The sequence below is a fragment of the Blautia schinkii genome, from assembly GCF_013304825.1.
GTDB lineage: Bacteria > Bacillota > Clostridia > Lachnospirales > Lachnospiraceae > Blautia_A > Blautia_A schinkii_B.
On sequence record NZ_JAAWUO010000010.1, the window covers coordinates 37,930 to 55,715 of the forward strand.

The window sequence follows — 17,786 nt, forward strand, 5'->3', positions numbered from 1 at the left end:
TAAGGAGATTATTATGTATCAGATAGACTTTCACAAACCGCTTCACATTCATTTTATCGGAATCGGCGGCATCAGCATGAGCGGCCTTGCAGAGATCCTTCTTGAAGAGAATTTCAGGATCTCCGGCTCCGATGCAAAAGCCAGCCCGCTTACCCGCACACTGGAGGAGCGCGGTGCAGTGATTTACTATGGACAGCGCGCTTCCAATATCAAGGATGATGTAGATGTTGTTGTATACACAGCAGCCATCCATCCGGACAACCCTGAATTCGCCTGCGCCAGGGAGAAAGGTCTTCCAATGCTCACACGTGCAGAGCTTCTTGGACAGATCATGCGCAACTACGACACACCGATTGCGATTTCCGGTACCCATGGCAAAACAACCACAACTTCCATGGTTTCCCACATCCTTCTTGAGGGTGACTGCGATCCTACCATCAGTGTTGGCGGTATCCTTCCTGCCATCCACGGCAATATCCGTGTTGGAAATTCTGAGACTTTTGTCACTGAAGCATGTGAGTACACCAACAGCTTTCTCAGCTTTTTCCCGAAGATCAGCGTGATCCTGAACATGGATGCAGATCATCTTGATTTTTTCAAGGACATTGATGATATCCGCCACTCCTTCCGCAGGTTTGCAGAGCTTCTTCCGACTGACGGAACGCTGATCATCAACGCGGACACCCCGGAATATGAAACGATCACCCGTGACCTCCCATGTCAGGTACTTACCTATGGCCTTGAGAACGATGCTGATTACACAGCCACAGATATCACCTGGGATAAATACGGACATCCTTCTTTCTCCGTCCTTTTCCAGGGCAAAAAAATCGGCAGCTACTATCTCCGTGTACCGGGTATCCACAATGTATCCAATGCACTTGCATCCATCGCCGTAGGACGTCTTCTCAACCTTCCTGATGAGGTGATCGTTAAAGGACTTGGAAGCTTTACAGGTACAGACCGCCGTTTCCAGTATAAGGGCGAAATCGGAGGCGTTACCATTATTGATGACTACGCACATCATCCAACAGAGATCGAGGCAACTCTTCACGCAGCGAAGAATTATCCTCATCAGAAAGTATGGTGCGTATTCCAGCCGCATACTTACACACGTACCAAGGCTCTGCTTCCTGAATTTGCCAGAGCCCTGACTCTTGCTGACCACGTAGTTCTTGCTGATATCTACGCAGCACGTGAGACGGATGACCTTGGCATTTCCTCCCAGGATCTCCAGAAACAGATCCAGGAACTGGGAACCCCTTGTGAATATTTCCCGACTTTCGATGAGATCGAGAGCTTTCTTTTAAAAAGTTGTGCACATGGTGATTTGTTGATAACTATGGGCGCGGGAGACGTTGTAAATATTGGAGAACACATCCTCGGAAAATAGTTATCCACATTATCCACATGCTTATGCACATTCCAGAGGTGCCCGGCATGTGGATTTTTTTGTGCATAACCCACTTGACATAACTCGACAACATATTTCTGCAAATACCGCAATTTTCTTATAAAATCGTGGTTTATTCAAGTTTCCAATAATGTTATCCTCAAAATTATCCACACTATCCACATTTTCCACATGTGGATTGGTGGATAGCTCCTGTGAAAATAAACTATTCTCATTTAAAAGTGGTTGTGCTATAATCCTCATTAGCATGGCGGACTTTTTATGTCCGCTGTAATTTACGTGACAGCTGCCGGGAGTGCTATAGATTCCAAATCGCTGTCAATATATTAAAAAGAAAGGTGAGCGCAGATCATGAGCCTGATTTCTCTTAAAAATTCCTCCGAAACGGAGGTTACGGTTCTTTCCAACCGTTTTATTGACAACTTCATGCCTCGTGCCAACGGAGAATTTGTGAAGGTATATATCTACCTTCTCCGGGTGGTATCTGCAGCTCCTTCTTCTTTTAATCTGGAGGATATGGCAGATCGTCTTCTCTGTACAGACAGAGACATTTCCCGCGCACTGAAATACTGGGAAGCCGAGAAGCTGATCTCCCTGACTTACACAGCAGACCAGCAGCTGTCCGGCATCACCCTTCTGGAACCTGGTGATGCCGGGCAGCTTGAGAGCAGTGTTTCCAGTGAGGGAGCATTTTCCGGCGGAACAGCTTCTGCATTTGCTTCTGCTGTCGGAACAGATTCTGTTTCTGCTGCCTCCGGTTCTGCTACCTCCGCGCAGACGAATGCGAATGCAACCAGCCGTCTCACTCCTGACCGGGTAAAAGAGCTCAAACAGAACGAGGAGGTCAGTCAGCTTCTCTACATCACCGAGCAATATCTCTGCAAGACGCTGACACCTACGGAAATACAGAAAATCCTTTACTTTTATGATGAACTTAAAATGTCAGCGGATCTTATCGAATATCTTGTGGAATACTGTGTCTCCAGAGGACGCAAGAGTATACGATACATTGAAACGGTTGCCCTTGCCTGGTTCAGTGACGGAGTCACAACTGTGGAAATGGCCCGCGAGGCAAGCTCCCGTTTTTCCAGGGATTATTACACGATCCTGAAAGCAATGGGCATCAGCGGACGGAATCCTGTGGAGAACGAGATTTCTTACATTGATACCTGGCGCAAGACTTACGGCTTTGATCTGGAGCTGATCCAGGAAGCCTGCAGCCGGACAGTCCTCACAACAGGGCAGCCAAGCTTCCAGTACGCAGATAAGATCCTGTCCGGTTGGAAAAAGAAAAACGTACATACTCTGGAAGATATCCGGCTACTGGATGCAGAGCATAAGAAACGTCAGCTTGAGAAATCCGTTTCCCATCGGAAACAACCGGCTAAACAGCCGCAGGCGAATAACCGTTTCAATAATTTCCATCAGAGAGACTATGATTTCGCAGAGTATGAGAAACGTCTTTTAAATAATCAGTAAGCTTTATCAATAAGGAGCTTTTTATGCCTTTACAGAATTTTCAGTATGATACTATAATGAGAGAATACAGCCGCCGTCAGGCCCAGAACCACCGTATCCTGGAGGAGCACACTTCCCGGGCTTATGCGAAGATTCCCCGTCTTAAGGAGATTGACGACGAGGTCGCTACTTTAAGTGCTGACAAAGTACGGCGGCTTTTAAGCGGCAGGGAAAAGGGAACTTCTGATCTGAAAGCAGCCATCCAGGAGCTTTCCGATGAAAGGATCACTCTTCTCGTTGCCAACGGTTTTCCCGGGGATTATCTGGAGATGCCCTACACCTGCCCGCTCTGCCAGGATACCGGCTATATTGGCAGCAAAAAATGCACCTGTTTCAGGAAAGCTGAGATTGAACTGCTTTATGCGCAGTCTAATCTTAACGAAATTCTTGAAAAAGAGAATTTTGACAGCTTTTCATTTGACTATTATTCTGCTACAATAAAAAACGAAGCCACGGGACTGTCTGCCCTGGATACAGCCAGACGGGCCTACGACACTGCACAGCGTTTTGTGCAGGACTTCGATCACAAATTCGAAAATCTGTTTTTGTATGGCGATACCGGCGTGGGAAAAACCTTTCTCTCACACTGCATCGCGCGGGAGCTTCTCAGATCCACCCACTGCGTCCTGTATTTTTCAGCCTATGACCTCTTTGATATGATGGCTGCGAATTCTTTTTCCAGAAAAGATACAGGCACGGATGAAGAACTGATCTATGACTGCGACCTTCTTATCATTGATGACCTTGGAACGGAGCTTACCAACAGCTTTGTGTCCTCGCAGCTTTTTCTCTGTCTCAATGAGCGTATCATGCGCAGGAAATCTACGATCATTTCCACGAATCTGACGCTCAAAAATTTCTCGGATACCTATTCCGAGAGAACTTTTTCCCGAATCGCAAGCAACTATCAGATGATCTCACTGATCGGGAAAGACATCCGTATACAGAAAATTTTTTTAGGAGGAAATTAAAATGGCACTGGTAACTACAAAAGATTTTTCCACACTTCCGGTAGGAAGACTTGGACTGATTCCCCTTCAGAGCTGCAGCACATTAGGCAGTAAGGTGAATGACTGGCTGGTTAAATGGCGTGTCGAGAGACAGTATCCGGGAATGGATTCTTTCGCATTCGAGGGATACAAACGCGATTCCTACATTATTGAAGCCAAGAATCCTCGTTTCGGTTCCGGTGAAGCCAAGTGTACCATCAACGAATCCGTCCGCGGTGACGATATCTATGTTATGGTAGATGTGACTAACTATAGCCTGTCCTATCCGATCGGACCTTACACCAACCTCATGTCTCCGGATGATCACTTCCAGGATATGAAGCGTGTCATTGCTGCCATCGGCGGAAAAGCCCGCAGAGTTAACGTAATCATGCCATATCTTTATGAGAGCCGCCAGGACAAACGTGTCGGAAGAGAGTCTCTTGACTGTGCCAATGCACTTCATGAACTGATCGATATGGGAGTTGAGAACATCATCACTTTCGATGCACATGATTCCCGTGTACAGAACGCTACTCCGCTCCACGGATTCGAAACTGTACAGCCATCCTATCAGTTTATCAAAGCTCTTCTTAACAACGAAGAGGGGCTTCATATTGACAAAGATCATTTCATGACCATCAGCCCGGATGAGGGAAGCATGAGCCGTGCCATCTATCTTGCCAACGTACTTGGTGTTGATATGGGTATGTATTACAAGCGTCTCGACTACTCAAGATATGTAAACGGCCGCCATCCGATCGCTGCATATGAGTTCCTTGGACCGAAGCTTGAGGGCAAAGACATGATCCTCATCGATGATATGATCTCTTCTGGCGATACCATCATTAAAATTGCTTCTCTCCTTAAAGAGAAAGGTGCCGGCAAAGTTTACATTTGCTCCACTTTCGGATTCTTCACAGACGGACTTGAGAAATTCGATGAAGCTCATAAGAAAGGTTACTTTGACAAGCTCCTCACAACCAACCTGGTTTACCAGTCACCGGAGCTTCTTGAGAAACCGTATTACATCAGCTGTGACATGAGCAAGTATATTGCGCTGATCATTGATACACTGAATCATGATACATCTATCAGCCACCTTCTCAACCCGGTAGACAGAATCAAACGCTGTGTAAACAACTACATGAGCCAGTATGAGAAATAATTTTCCACCTGAAATACAATAAAGCTATAACAAAAATACCCCGGTTCTCTGTTCGGACGGATATTCGTAATCCGCACTCGCTGAAAACCGGGGCATTTTAACGCACTGATCATACCTGCAGCAATATTTTCTGATATGAAATTCCCTCTTTATCCAGGATCTCCATCTCTCTTTTATGGCAGGTGCTTATGATCACCTGTCTGTTTTCTTTATCAAGCCATCGAAGCACAGAGGCCAGACGTTCTTCATCATACATTCCAAACACATCATCCAGGATCACCGGAAAAGCTTCTTCCCTGCAAAAAAGCTCTCCTGCTGCCATACGCAGTGCAAAATATATCTGCTCCAGAGTTCCTCTGCTCAGTCTTCCGGCCGGAACTGTCCGTTCTCCTGTATTAACAAAAATATGAAGCTCCTCGTCCATGATCACTTCTTTATATTTGCCGCCGGTGATCTCACTTAGGATCTGCGAAGTACGGTGCTTCAGCCTGTCCCCGACCTGATCCGTGATATTTCCGGAAAGAGCCTCTATGGTTTCCATCGCCATATTAAGTGCCTGTATCTCCGTTTCCTCCGGCGTCATTACTTCGGTATTCTCCTCACACTCAGCAAGCTCAGCCTGAAGATTGGAAAGAGCCGTATATTTCTCCTCATAATCCTGATTCAGATTGTTTCTGCTCCAGGTAAGTTCATCATGTCTGGAAAGCCAGCGTTCTCTCTGCCGCTCACGCTTGTTCAGCTCACGGCTAAGCCTTGTACGGAAAAACAACGCCGCAACGCTGACTGCCGCAGCTGCAACGCCGGCCAGGACACTTAAGATCACATAGCTGGAAAAAGCCGCCAGACAGCCAGTACCTGCAATTCCTCCAATTACTGCCACAGCAAGTACAGCATCTGTCGCTTCCCGTCTCTTTTTTACCCTGTCAATACGCAGATCCAGCAGATCTTCAGCACTTCTGTCCCGGGTTCCCATATTCATTCCATCCTGCTGCTGCGTTACTTTATTCCGCTTCTCATCCAGTTCCCGGATCTCTTTTCGGATATAATCCATATTGGAAGAAATCTTTTCCCGCTCTTTTTCCAGTTCTTTCTTTCTGCGGGCAGATTCTGTCATATAACCTTTTCTTGACATCTTAAGCATCTGCATAGCTCTGCCCATATCAATGGAACTGTCTCCTGCTCCCTGATAGCTGGCCATATAATTCTGCAGCTCCCGCACAAGATCACGGCCTGTAACACTCTTAAGCTGTGCTACTGAAACCGTATTGTCATAAACAGCTTCACTTACATTTCCGAGAATGGCCTCCAAAGCCCCCTGTTCTGCATCCACAAGGCTTCCGTCATCCTCACAGAGAAGTTCTCCGAATTTTTTTTCTTTATAAAAATTTCTGGTAAGACGATAATTCTTTCCGCCGGATGTAAACCACATGATTCCACCATACTCAACCGGATTCTCCCAGGGCTCATATTTCGTATATGTATCGTTCTGCGCCGCTTTGCCGCGGAGCCTGCGCACTCCGTAAAGCATGGAACGGATAAATGTATGTGTCGTTGTTTTACCGCTTTCATTCTCTCCATAGAGCACGTTCAGTCCCGGAGAAAGTACCACATCCTTATCCCGTATTTTACCGAAATTTTTTATTTTCAAACGTCTGATGACCATTTTTTCAGCAATCCTCCTGTGAACAGCAACCGTTATCCTGTCTTCCGCCTTTCCCTGTCATCTCCTGCTTCCAGTCTCCAGAAGAGCCTGCAAGCCGTAATACAGAGCTTTTTTTTCTACAGTATCCAATTCTCCCTTTGAGAGAAAATAACCGATATAATCACCGATCAGCGTACCGCTGTAACGTTTGTAAAGCTCCGAAAGATCATAGGCTGGCCAGGATTCATCGATCACATCTGTGATGTTTCCCAGATTTTTCAGTTTTTCCGGGATCAGCAGAAGATCCGGTGACCGCATTCCCTGAAGGATAATACGGTAGATATTTCTTCCGCCTCTGCGAAATATATGCGATTTCACAGCTTCTTCCAGCGATATCTGCGTGGTTTCCTCGTGAAGTGTCAGTATCAGCTGCTGATAGGAACGGCATGCAAAAGGCACAAATTCCGTACGGATTCTGCCATTTATAAGCCTTCCTTCCATGTATCCATGATCACCTGTATCATTTCTGTCTATCGGTTCCAGTGCCCCTGAAAAAGCGGCCTGATCCCTGATGAGGATCTGTGGTTTATGAATGTGTCCAAGTGCTATGTAATCAAATCCTGCTGCTGCCAGAGATGCAGCACTGAGCGGTATATGCTTCTCATCCCCGCCGTGTGCAAGAAGAATGTGAATGCCTTCCTCCTGGATCGGAGATGCTTTGTCATAAAGCCCCTCTTTTATTTCCCTGTCATAATAGCTGAGTCCGTATACATAAACATCCAGTTTCGAATCTTTAACGTAAGTAAGCTCTCTGTTCTTAAAGAATGTGACGTTGGGATTCCATTCAAATGTATTATAAAAAGAATCCCTGCTGATAAAATCATGGTTTCCGGCCATAAGATATACCCTTGTATCCGGGATGGTGGAAAACAGATAATTTACTTCTTTAAGTTCTCTCATTAGCGGCTGGCGGTGGAACAGATCTCCGGATATAAATAGCAAATCCACCGGGTCTTGGCGGATGCCCGCAATAACCCGGCGGAAAGTATTCCAGATTTCTTCCTCCCGCTCTTTGCTCCATGGGCATCCCCTGTCAGGAACAGCTCCCAGGTGCACGTCTGCAAGATGAATAAATCTCATAATGTTCTCCCTTGTTGTGTATTACTCAAAATCAGTGTTACAGAACCTGTTCTTCAGCTCTGCCGCTTACAGCACAAAATGTTCATGCTGCTGATATCAGAGCAGATTAAAGATCGCAGTTCTTTACAGTTCTCGGGAACGGGATCACGTCACGGATGTTGCCCATTCCTGTAAGATACATTACGCATCTCTCAAATCCAAGTCCGAATCCTGAATGACGGGTAGAACCGTATTTACGAAGATCCAGATAGAAATCGTAATCTTCCGGTTTCAGTCCAAGCTCGTCCATACGTGCTTTCAGTTTACCGTAGTCATCCTCTCTCTGGCTTCCTCCGATGATCTCTCCGATTCCCGGTACAAGACAGTCCATAGCTGCTACAGTCTTACCATCTTCGTTGAGTTTCATATAGAAGGCCTTGATCTCTTTCGGATAATCAGTAACAAATACAGGTCTCTTATAGATCTGCTCTGTCAGATAACGCTCATGCTCTGTCTGAAGGTCGCAACCCCAGAATACCTTGTAATCAAATTTATCGTTGTTTTTCTCAAGGATTTCAACAGCCTCTGTGTATGTTACATGTGCAAACTCAGAGTTCAGCACATGGTTCAGTCTGTCAAGAAGTCCCTTGTCTACGAAGGAATTGAAGAAATTTATCTCCTCCGGTGCATTCTCAAGAACGTAACGGATCACATATTTCAGCATAGCTTCTGCAAGCTCCATAGCATCCTGAATATCTGCAAATGCACACTCCGGCTCGATCATCCAGAACTCAGCTGCATGTCGTGTTGTATTGGAGTTCTCTGCACGGAAAGTTGGTCCGAATGTGTAGATATTGCGGAATGCCTGTGCAAATGTCTCACCGTTGAGCTGACCGCTTACTGTAAGATTAGTCTCTTTTCCGAAGAAGTCCTGAGAATAATCTACTTTTCCATCCTCTGTCATCGGTATGTTCTTAGGATCCAGTGTTGTTACCTGGAACATTTCTCCTGCGCCCTCACAGTCACTTCCTGTGATCAGTGGTGTATGCACATAGACAAAATCTCTCTCCTGGAAGAATTTATGAATCGCATATGCACAGAGAGAACGTACACGGAATACTGCCTGGAAAGTGTTTGTTCTCGGTCTTAAATGTGTCATAGTTCTTAAATATTCAAGACTGTGGCGTTTCTTCTGAAGCGGATAATCCGGAGCAGAACCTCCCTCTACAAATACTTCTGATGCCTGAATCTCAAATGGCTGTTTCGCCTGCGGTGTTGCTACCAGTGTTCCTTTAACGATAATGGCTGCACCTACATTTAATTTGGAAACCTCTGCAAAATTCTCCATGTTATCATGATATACGATCTGAAGAGTTTCAAAAAAACTTCCATCATGAAGCACGATAAAACCAAATGCCTTGGAATCACGAACGCTGCGCACCCAGCCGCCTACTGTGATCTCTTTATCAAGATACTGTTCACGGTTTCTGTAAATCTCTTTAACTGTTGTCAGTTTCATAATCTATACCTCATTCCTCATAATTCAGGATTTCCCGTCCCTTCGGACATATAAATGTCCGTATCGAATTAAGTATAGACTATTCTTATGGTTCGCGCAAGGAGTAATTGGAAGGAATTAGCTGCCCTGGTATAATTCCTGTGATATAAAAAATCCCGCATGCCGGAAAATGTGCCGACATGCGGAATCTTTTGTTCTTTTAATAGTAAATCTGGTTGATACTTCCCGTATTGAGATATATCACACTGTAATAGTAGATTCTCTTGTAGGTCCTGGTTGTATAATGAAGTCCGTCATCTGAATCTCTGTCTGTACCAACATAGGAAGCATTGGTTCCATACCCTGTTTTCATCAGCACATTGTAAGTATCAATGTATTTGTAATTTAAAGAAAGACCGGAATGGATCTTGCTGTTAAATTCCCGCACCTGTGCCTCTGTGCGGGCACCTTTTCCTGCCTTTGCGATCATGGTACTGTTCAGAGGATTCACTGACATATAGAAAAGCTTGCAGTTTTTGCTCTTCAGCGTTGATGCAATATCTGTCATATAGCTTACATAATTGCTTACATTAGCCATATCATTCACACCCAGGTTAAAGACGACCGCAATCGGAAGTGTACCTTCCGTCTTATTGATTTCTTTCAGAAGCTGTGAATATCCCTCACTCTTGAACCAGCTTAATCCCTGTCCTGCGCTGGCAATAAATGAAACTCCGCTGGTAACAGAACTGCTCATCTGTTTGTTCAGCGTTGCATTCATTCCCACTGTACGGGAATCTCCGACAAAAATCACCTTGCTGTACTTCATGTTGATCGCCGGACGCGCCATTGTTTCTGAACTGATATCCTTCTCAGTGGCACGATTAAACACTGTTGCGTACAGCGTAGTAGTCTTGCTGATCTTCAAAAGCTCTCCTGCTTCATAATCCGGTGCTGCCGAAGATCCGCTCCGTTTGGTTTTGGCCCATCCCATAAACGTATATCCTGTACTGTTAGATGCTGAAGGAAGTTTCAGATAACCGCCCTTTCCAAGAGTAACTGTCTTCCATACTGTTCCGTTTGCCTTACAGAGCTTCACACTTACCGACTGCATCTGTACTGCATAATACTTGATATTTCCGGCAATCTTGATCTTGGTCCCGGCCTTCTTCGCTGTAGATGTCTTACCGTTTACACTGGTGGACCATCCAAGGTTTACATAACCTGTTCTTGTTGGAACTGACGGCAATGTATAGTACGTACCTTCTTCTACTTTTTTCTGAAGCTTCTTATATGCAGCATTGCTGCTTCCATTTCCAAGATAAAAGCTTACTGTATAATATTTACTCTTTCTCCGGACAGCATAGAGTTTCATATCTTTTTTGACTTTCACTCTGGCTCCGGCTTTATATACCACCTTGCTGCTTCCCTTGGTCGTGGTCCATCCAAGACTCTGATAGCCTACAGCTTTCGGAACTGCCGGAAGCTTGATCCTGGTATTCAGCGTAACATTTCTTGTCAGTGACGTATACGTCTTGCTTGTACTGGTGCCAGAGTTGTTATTGAACTTCACTGTATATACAAGCTTGCTTGCAGATACCTTCTGTGAAGCTGCCGGCATAAAGATCAGTGCCATTGCAACAACCGCCAGCAAAAGCCATTTTATACGAAAGGCTTTTCCGGTTCTTTCTGTTTTCTTCATATAAATGCTCCTCCTGAAATATACATCTGTCATGTTTCATACAGGAAATTCTCTTTCCGGCTGCCACAGCCGGAGATATCAGATTACCGGTCTGCCTCTGAAGCCTTACAGAGTGTTGATAAATCTCATAAATGCATCCCTGCCCTCTGGTGTACATTTATAAACGCCGGCATCCTCCAGAACATGAACAAATACGTTTCCAACTTCCCTGCGGAGAACTTCCTGGATATTATTTTTGTCAAGTTTCTCATATTTCGGCAGAAATTCTGCAACCCATGCCGCATGCTTCTCGATTTTTTCATTGGAAGCGACATCTCTGCCACTTAAGATGTACTCTTCCAGAAGCTCCAGCTCCTCTTTCAGACGTGCCGGAAGAACAGCCAGACCCATAACCTCGATAAGTCCGATGTTCTCTTTCTTAATATGGTGATAGCATGCATGTGGATGATAAACACCCAGCGGGTTCTCTTCTGTTGTAATGTTATTACGCAATGTCAGATCCAGCTCAAAAGTATCTCCGACTTTACGTGCGATCGGCGTAATTGTATTATGCGGCTCTCCGTCTGTCTCTGCAAAAATAAATGCTGCCTCATCTGTGTAGCTTCTCCAGTTCGCCAGTACATGCGTTGCCAGATCGATCAGTCTCTTCTCATCTTTGCTGCGGATACGCAGAACAGAAAGAGGCCATTTCACAATACCGGCTTCTACATCTTCATATCCCGGAATCGTCACATGTTTCTCAATCTCAGCCTTGGCCATGGCAAATGTATAATGACCACCCTGGAAATGATCATGGCTTAAGATTGATCCGCCTACGATCGGAAGGTCTGCATTGGAGCCCAGGAAATAATGTGGAAACAGTTTTACGAAATCAAACAGTTTCACAAATGTATTTCTCTCGATTTTCATTGGTGTATGCTGGCTGTTGAACACAATACAATGCTCATTATAGTAAACATACGGTGAATACTGGAATCCCCACGGACTGTCATTAACAGTGATCGGAATGATCCTGTGGTTCTCTCTCGCCGGATGATTGACTCTTCCTGCATAACCTTCATTCTCCGGACAAAGCAGGCATTTCGGATAACTGCTGGATTTTACAAGCTTAGCAGCAGCAATCGCCTTCGGGTCTTTCTCCGGTTTGGAAAGGTTGATGGTGATGTCAATCTTACCATACTCACTGTCAACTGTCCACTTCTGGTCTTTTTTAACGCGGTAGCGTCTGATATAGTTACTGTCCTGGCTCAGCTTATAAAAATAATCGGTAGCCTTCTCCGGGTCTTCCTTATAAGCATCCCAGAACTCTTTCTGAACCTGTGCCGGACGGGGCATCAGACAATTCATAAGTTTTGTATCAAAAAGATCTCTGTATACAACACTGTCCTCTATAATTCCCCTCTTTACAGCTTCATCCAGAAGCTCATTCAATACTTCTTCCAAGTCAATTTTAGCATACTCTGTTTCCGGTTCTGTATACTCACTTTCACCAAAAACATCCAGAAGAAGATTCGTCGTATAGATTCTCTCACACTCCGGTGTGATTCCTCTTTCTACTCCATACTGCACCAGTTTTTTGATACTTTCACTTAACATTGCATTTTCCCCTTTCCTGTCGCGCTTTTGCTTCGGCAGACAGGTATTCAGCCTGTCCGCCTTTTATGCTAAACGGATAATTCCGTTTCGCTGTCTTTGCTTCATCCCATTATCCATACCCGGATCACAGGATCCCCGTTACTCTGTAACGTTTTCTATATAGGTCAAAAATACATTTCCTGCACTCTCAAACAATGCCGTGCTGTCATTCATTCCATATGGGCTTGTCTGCCCTGTTGACGGATCATAAAGATATGTGTTGTATTCATCATAGCCTACGATCACAACACTTGAATTATCCCCTGTTTTTGCAATTACCGGACGCTGCGCGCTTACCTCGTAAAGAACATTATCAAGGCTGCAGCCTGTAAGATCAATTACAGTTCCCGCATCGCCAAGTCCATCCTGAAGTTCCTGTTTCTTCCAGTTCGCTGTGCGGATGATCTCCGGTACATCTTCTATATTAAGCTGGATCTTCGTTTTCTTATTTCCCCTCTCCCAGACATACTGCTGTGCACGGTTAAGTACAACACCGGTCTGATCGTCAGCACGTTTCACAGCTGCTGCCGGATCTGTATAGATACAATCCAGAGATCCATAAGCATAAACATAATAAAGTTCACCCTGCGGAACCGTTGTATCCAACGTTACAGAGACATCCTCCATACTCTCGATCTTGGAATAAACAAGAAGTGGATCATCTGTTTCCGGCTTTTGGCCTATCGTGAGACGAATCAGCGTTCCTGCCCGGTTTGTTGTAATCAAAGCCACATCTATCTGACTTCCGGATACCTTCTTATTGTTCATGATATTGTCTTTCTTCTGGGCTGTATAAGTATTTCCGGATTTTGCAGAAAGTTCGAATTCCATCATTGTTGTACCAACCGTTACATTTGTAATGTAAAGCCCGTCCTGATGGTATTCTTTTTTCAGTTTTCCTTCAAAACTTTCAATACGGAAAGTACTGATTCCCTCTTTCTCATGACCATTCTCATCTGTGAGGATATCTCCATCTGCAACAATTCCATAAATAAAATCTTCGTTCATGAATCCAAGTGCACGGAGCTTCTGTCCGCTTTCAGGGGCAATATCCCTTGTCTTCAGGGAATCGAACTCAATCTCTCTGATCTTTCCTTCATCATCACCTGATGTTATAAGCCATGCTGCATGAGCTTTCGTGTCAGAAACCACAAAACAGTTCTGCTTGATACCTTCCTCAAGAATCTCAGAAGTTCCTTCCTCTATATTTACCTGATACAGCTTCTGCGCGAAAAGCAAGAACAGCTGATTATCTTTATTTACATAAGTAAGAGTTCCAAGATCTTCCTTCAGAAATTCGTAGGATTCTGTGCTTGGTATGAAAACCTTCTCCTCAACCACATTCCGGTCACTGTTATAATGGTAAACACAGACACCGCTGTATCCTTCATGGATTCCTCTGTTCATGTATCCATATAACACAAAATCCACATCTCCATTATCTGCCACTCGAATGATCTTGATGTCATGTTCATTACGCACATATCTGGAATCGTTGTTTTCTTCTTTACGGAAACTGAAAATTCTGGTGATCTTACCACCGGCCGGCGCATAGGACCACAGATCTCCATCCTGCTCAAAAACTACGATCGTTCCATCACTGTTCGCAGAATAGGTTACATTTTTGTCCCTGACTCCAAGAAGAAGTCCCGCATCTGAAACAACTGTCTGTGACGGATCGAAAACTTTCGTAGCGGAACGCTTGAAATCAAGCAGCATGATCCTGGTTTCTGTGTAACGCATACGATAGAATTCCGTAACATCATAGATTTCTGTTTCTCCCTCATCATCCTCTGCCGAAACCTGATAGTTCAGTGTAATACTGGCAGTTGTCTCATTAATATCATCAATCAGCGGCACACCTTCCATATAGAGCTTCGGAGCAAGTGAACCCCAGCTGATATTGGAAAGTCCGGAATTAATAGTAATATTATTGAAATTGGTTCCACCGGAGGTATCTTCTGCCTCCAGATAACCTGTCAGTTTATCGGCCTTCTCTTTATCCAGACAATTGGCAGAGAACGTTTTTACAAACTGCAGATAAGATTCTGTATTCAGCTGAGTTCTGGAAACAACTCTTGTATAGTAATAAACCTCACCTTCGCTGGTATCCAAAGTGATCTGCATGGAATATTCCTGGTTCATTCTCAGGTCACTTCCAATCTCGATCTCTGCACTCAGATAACCATTCTCTTCCTTTGTAAGATTCTTGATCTTACGGTTCTCCATGACTTTGCTGCCGTCAGAAGTACGTACCTCATAAGCAAGTCCTGTCACAGAATCCGCATAAGGATTAATCTCAAAAGTCAGCTTCTTGGTCGTATCCAGCGGTGTAATACTGCCTCGCATAAAGTCTGTCTGCATAGCCTGTTTATAGCCATACATCTTATTTGCCTGGGTACTTCCAATTTTTACCATGACTTCCGGAAGCGTAGCATCGTTCATATCCGAGCGGTTATCTGTAGACTGGCTATTCATAAGAAGAGAACTTCCAGCCACAACCACTACGAAAAGCACCAGTAATACTGCTCCTTTGCATATGATCTTCTTCATGTCATTCTCCCTTCTGTGAGATCGACTCTTCCGGATAAAGAAGACGATCCAGAGTAGGATTTACATGAAGTGCTTTCATAGACTCAGCAAAACTGTCTCTGCTCTTTTTCTTTCCGGTTTTTACTGCACGGATCAGAATGTTCTTAGGTGTATGTTCCATATCAATAAATTCCAGAAGCTGAGTCTCATAACCTTTACTCTCAAGAAGTTCTGCCCGAAAACCATCTGTGATCAGCGCTGCCATCCTCTCTTTCAGGATACCGTAGCGCATAACAGGCTGCAGCACATCATTTCTGATCTGTCTGTTCAGTTCATGCTGGCAGCATGGAACGGACAAAATCACCTGTGCTCCCCATTCCACAGCCTTTGCCAGAGCAAAATCAGTAGCTGTATCGCAGGCATGAAGCGTAACAACCATATCTACAGAAGATACGCCTTCATAACCGGCAATATCTCCCTGATAAAAATGAAGCTTCTCATAGCCGTAAGATCTGGCCAGCTCACTGCAGTGACGGATCACATCTTCCTTCAGGTCAAGGCCTATGATATTCACATCAAATCCCTCCAGCTCCCGGAGGTAATAGTACATTGCAAAAGTCAGGTAAGATTTCCCGCAGCCAAAATCCAGGATAGTGATCTCCCTGTCTTTCGGAAGTTTCGGAAGAATATCACGGATAAATTCCAGAAAACGGTTAATCTGGCGGAATTTATCATACCTGGAAGCTACAATCTTTCCATCTTTTGTCATAACTCCCAGATCTACCAGAAACGGAGCTGCAGTTCCTTCTTTCAGAATATACTGCTTCACACGATTATGCGGAGCGATCTTCGCATTCTGTACAGCTTCGTGGTGCTTCGTCTTAATGGTTGCCTTGCCTTTTTTACTGATAAGAATGCTTCCGTCCTGTCTGCGTCCTGTTGTCTGCAGCTGACGAAATTCCTCCATGGAGCTCTCCAGATAATCAATAATCTCTTCTCTTGAATAATTCTTATGATAAACCTTAGGGCCTTCTGTCATAGAGGCCTGGTAGCAAATCTTTCCTTTCAGCTCCACAGGACGAAGCTTCACCTTTGAAGGGCCTTCGCCAGTCCTGCGGCCGCTTAAAACAGCCTGGATCAGCTGTTCATTAATTTGTTCTTCTAAAAATTCCCTTATTGTTTTCATCATATTCCCATTATATTCATTTTCTATTTTCCTGTATATGGACAGATGTTAGCAGAATCTGTCATAACACGCGACATTGTCTGCATCTGCGCCGTCTGCACCGTCTTCTGGAAATCTCCTGGTAGACTAGCACTTCGATCAGATCGTCCAGAAAACTTCCTGGCATCTCCTGCGCACTGGTGTCAGAAGATATTTCTTCTTTTACCTGGCTGCATATATGATACAGCATGAAACGATCCGGACATTCATCATAAAGCCGGCTGCCTTCATAATCCAGAAGCTGGCACTGTGCTTCTGCTTTCTCCTGGATCTTTCTGGCTGTATCCGGATAATAAGATTTCATCAGGTCAAATTCTCTTTCCTGCTCTCTCTCTTCATTATAAAAACCAGGATTTCCCTGTGCAGCATAAAACGGATAAAACTCTTGATAAAGCATAACTATTCTGCTGTCCTCTCACTGTTATCTCTTACAGTATATGCAGCAGAAATATGACGGTGCTTCTTTTATCCGGCCTTAAGCCATACGTTTCAGCATTCCCTGAGTCAGACGGACACTGTGCTCAATGGCAAGTTTCTCAAAAGCAGGGTAATCCATATTTGCACTGTTATCAGCTTTATCTGAAATCGCACGGATGATCAGAAACGGAATCCCATTAAGTGCTGCTGCCTGTCCGATCGCTGCGCCTTCCATCTCAACTGCATATGCGCTGAACTCTTTTACAATATTATCTTTCACTCCCTGATCACATACAAACTGGTCTCCGGAAGCGATTCTGCCTTCAAATACCTGGATCTCCGGATTTACCTCTGCACACACCTCATGAGCGATCTTACGAAGACCCTCATCGGCCTGGAAGGAAAACTCTTTCATCTGTGGAATCTGTCCCTTGGGATAACCAAAACCTGTCGCATCCATGTCATGGTGAAGTACATCTGTGGAAAGAACAATATCACCAATATTGATATCATTATTCAGACTTCCTGCAATACCTGTATTGATCACAGCCTCAACCTGGAAAAGATCTGCAAGAATCTGTGTACACATACCTGCATTTACCTTACCGATTCCGGACTGTACTACAACTACCTTCTTGTCTTCCAGAATACCCTCATAAAAATCCATTCCTGCTCTTGTTGTGATCTTTACATTCTCCATGACCTCTTTCAGTCTGGCAACTTCCTGTTCCATTGCACCTATGATTCCAACGCATTTCATAATTGTCAAATCCTCTCTTTCTGCCTGTATGTTATAGTACCAGATGGGCTAAAATTTTCTTTCTGGCATCTCATTTTCTTTTTCTACAACGTTCATTATAACAAATTTTATTTTTTATGGAAACTTTTTTTCGGAGATGATATAATCATTGACGTATATCGGTTACT

Annotated in this window: 13 protein-coding genes; 4 read left to right on the top strand and 9 right to left on the bottom strand. The window is 44.5% G+C overall.

The window, feature by feature from the left end; all coding sequences use genetic code 11:
* Window positions 1–13: 13 nt before the first annotated feature.
* The 4 genes from murC (at window position 14) to HFM85_RS08945 (ending at window position 5,089) form a co-directional block, all read left to right on the top strand.
* Complete coding sequence (gene murC / locus HFM85_RS08930; RefSeq protein ID WP_173737884.1) at window positions 14–1,393, top strand: UDP-N-acetylmuramate--L-alanine ligase; 1,380 nt, start codon at window positions 14–16, stop codon at window positions 1,391–1,393.
* Between the two features lie 372 nt (window positions 1,394–1,765).
* Window positions 1,766–2,893, top strand: a complete 1,128-nt coding sequence (locus tag HFM85_RS08935; RefSeq protein WP_173737885.1) for a DnaD domain protein — start codon at window positions 1,766–1,768, stop codon at window positions 2,891–2,893.
* 23 nt (window positions 2,894–2,916) lie between these two features.
* A complete protein-coding gene (locus HFM85_RS08940; protein WP_173737886.1) occupies window positions 2,917–3,903 on the top strand; it encodes an ATP-binding protein in 987 nt (328 codons plus the stop codon).
* Between the two features lies 1 nt (window position 3,904).
* Window positions 3,905–5,089, top strand: coding sequence for a ribose-phosphate pyrophosphokinase (locus HFM85_RS08945; protein ID WP_173737887.1), 1,185 nt, complete (start codon window positions 3,905–3,907; stop codon window positions 5,087–5,089).
* 109 nt (window positions 5,090–5,198) lie between these two features.
* On the opposite strand, the gene HFM85_RS08950 is transcribed toward HFM85_RS08945, so the two are convergent.
* The 9 genes from HFM85_RS08950 to HFM85_RS08990 all read right to left on the bottom strand — a co-directional run bounded on the left by HFM85_RS08950 (window position 5,199) and on the right by HFM85_RS08990 (window position 17,619).
* Entirely contained in the window at window positions 5,199–6,752 is a 1,554-nt protein-coding gene (locus HFM85_RS08950; protein WP_173737888.1) for an ATP-binding protein, read from the bottom strand.
* 57 nt (window positions 6,753–6,809) lie between these two features.
* Entirely contained in the window at window positions 6,810–7,871 is a 1,062-nt protein-coding gene (locus HFM85_RS08955) for a metallophosphoesterase family protein (RefSeq protein WP_173737889.1), read from the bottom strand.
* Between the two features lie 106 nt (window positions 7,872–7,977).
* Window positions 7,978–9,369 (bottom strand): asparagine--tRNA ligase, encoded by a 1,392-nt coding sequence (asnS, locus tag HFM85_RS08960; protein WP_173737890.1) that lies wholly within the window; start codon window positions 9,367–9,369, stop codon window positions 7,978–7,980.
* Window positions 9,370–9,568: 199 nt separating this feature from the next.
* Window positions 9,569–11,050 (bottom strand): InlB B-repeat-containing protein, encoded by a 1,482-nt coding sequence (locus tag HFM85_RS08965; RefSeq protein ID WP_173737891.1) that lies wholly within the window; start codon window positions 11,048–11,050, stop codon window positions 9,569–9,571.
* 105 nt (window positions 11,051–11,155) lie between these two features.
* Window positions 11,156–12,646, bottom strand: a complete 1,491-nt coding sequence (galT, locus tag HFM85_RS08970; RefSeq protein WP_173737892.1) for a UDP-glucose--hexose-1-phosphate uridylyltransferase — start codon at window positions 12,644–12,646, stop codon at window positions 11,156–11,158.
* Window positions 12,647–12,784: 138 nt separating this feature from the next.
* The gene (locus tag HFM85_RS08975; RefSeq protein ID WP_173737893.1) at window positions 12,785–15,238 is read right to left on the bottom strand and encodes a cysteine peptidase family C39 domain-containing protein; all 2,454 of its coding nucleotides are present in this window, start codon (window positions 15,236–15,238) and stop codon (window positions 12,785–12,787) included.
* 1 nt (window position 15,239) lies between these two features.
* Window positions 15,240–16,403: a class I SAM-dependent methyltransferase gene (locus HFM85_RS08980; RefSeq protein ID WP_173737969.1), complete on the bottom strand. Its 1,164-nt coding sequence runs from the start codon at window positions 16,401–16,403 to the stop codon at window positions 15,240–15,242.
* Window positions 16,404–16,464: 61 nt separating this feature from the next.
* Complete coding sequence (locus tag HFM85_RS08985) at window positions 16,465–16,839, bottom strand: hypothetical protein (protein WP_173737894.1); 375 nt, start codon at window positions 16,837–16,839, stop codon at window positions 16,465–16,467.
* A gap of 78 nt (window positions 16,840–16,917) precedes the next feature.
* A complete protein-coding gene (locus HFM85_RS08990) occupies window positions 16,918–17,619 on the bottom strand; it encodes a 5'-methylthioadenosine/adenosylhomocysteine nucleosidase (RefSeq protein ID WP_173737895.1) in 702 nt (233 codons plus the stop codon).
* Window positions 17,620–17,786 lie beyond the last annotated feature (167 nt).

Bases quoted from the DNA above. Each gene is read 5' to 3' on its own strand.
- galT (WP_173737892.1), bottom strand. From the start codon at position 12,646: ATGTTAAGTGAAAGTATCAAAAAACTGGTGCAGTATGGAGTAGAAAGA.
- HFM85_RS08940 (WP_173737886.1), top strand. From the start codon at position 2,917: ATGCCTTTACAGAATTTTCAGTATGATACTATAATGAGAGAATACAGC.
- HFM85_RS08965 (WP_173737891.1), bottom strand. From the start codon at position 11,050: ATGAAGAAAACAGAAAGAACCGGAAAAGCCTTTCGTATAAAATGGCTT.
- murC (WP_173737884.1), top strand. From the start codon at position 14: ATGTATCAGATAGACTTTCACAAACCGCTTCACATTCATTTTATCGGA.
- HFM85_RS08935 (WP_173737885.1), top strand. From the start codon at position 1,766: ATGAGCCTGATTTCTCTTAAAAATTCCTCCGAAACGGAGGTTACGGTT.
- HFM85_RS08945 (WP_173737887.1), top strand. From the start codon at position 3,905: ATGGCACTGGTAACTACAAAAGATTTTTCCACACTTCCGGTAGGAAGA.
- asnS (WP_173737890.1), bottom strand. From the start codon at position 9,369: ATGAAACTGACAACAGTTAAAGAGATTTACAGAAACCGTGAACAGTAT.
- HFM85_RS08955 (WP_173737889.1), bottom strand. From the start codon at position 7,871: ATGAGATTTATTCATCTTGCAGACGTGCACCTGGGAGCTGTTCCTGAC.
- HFM85_RS08985 (WP_173737894.1), bottom strand. From the start codon at position 16,839: ATGCTTTATCAAGAGTTTTATCCGTTTTATGCTGCACAGGGAAATCCT.
- HFM85_RS08990 (WP_173737895.1), bottom strand. From the start codon at position 17,619: ATGAAATGCGTTGGAATCATAGGTGCAATGGAACAGGAAGTTGCCAGA.
- HFM85_RS08975 (WP_173737893.1), bottom strand. From the start codon at position 15,238: ATGAAGAAGATCATATGCAAAGGAGCAGTATTACTGGTGCTTTTCGTA.
- HFM85_RS08980 (WP_173737969.1), bottom strand. From the start codon at position 16,403: ATGAAAACAATAAGGGAATTTTTAGAAGAACAAATTAATGAACAGCTG.
- HFM85_RS08950 (WP_173737888.1), bottom strand. From the start codon at position 6,752: ATGGTCATCAGACGTTTGAAAATAAAAAATTTCGGTAAAATACGGGAT.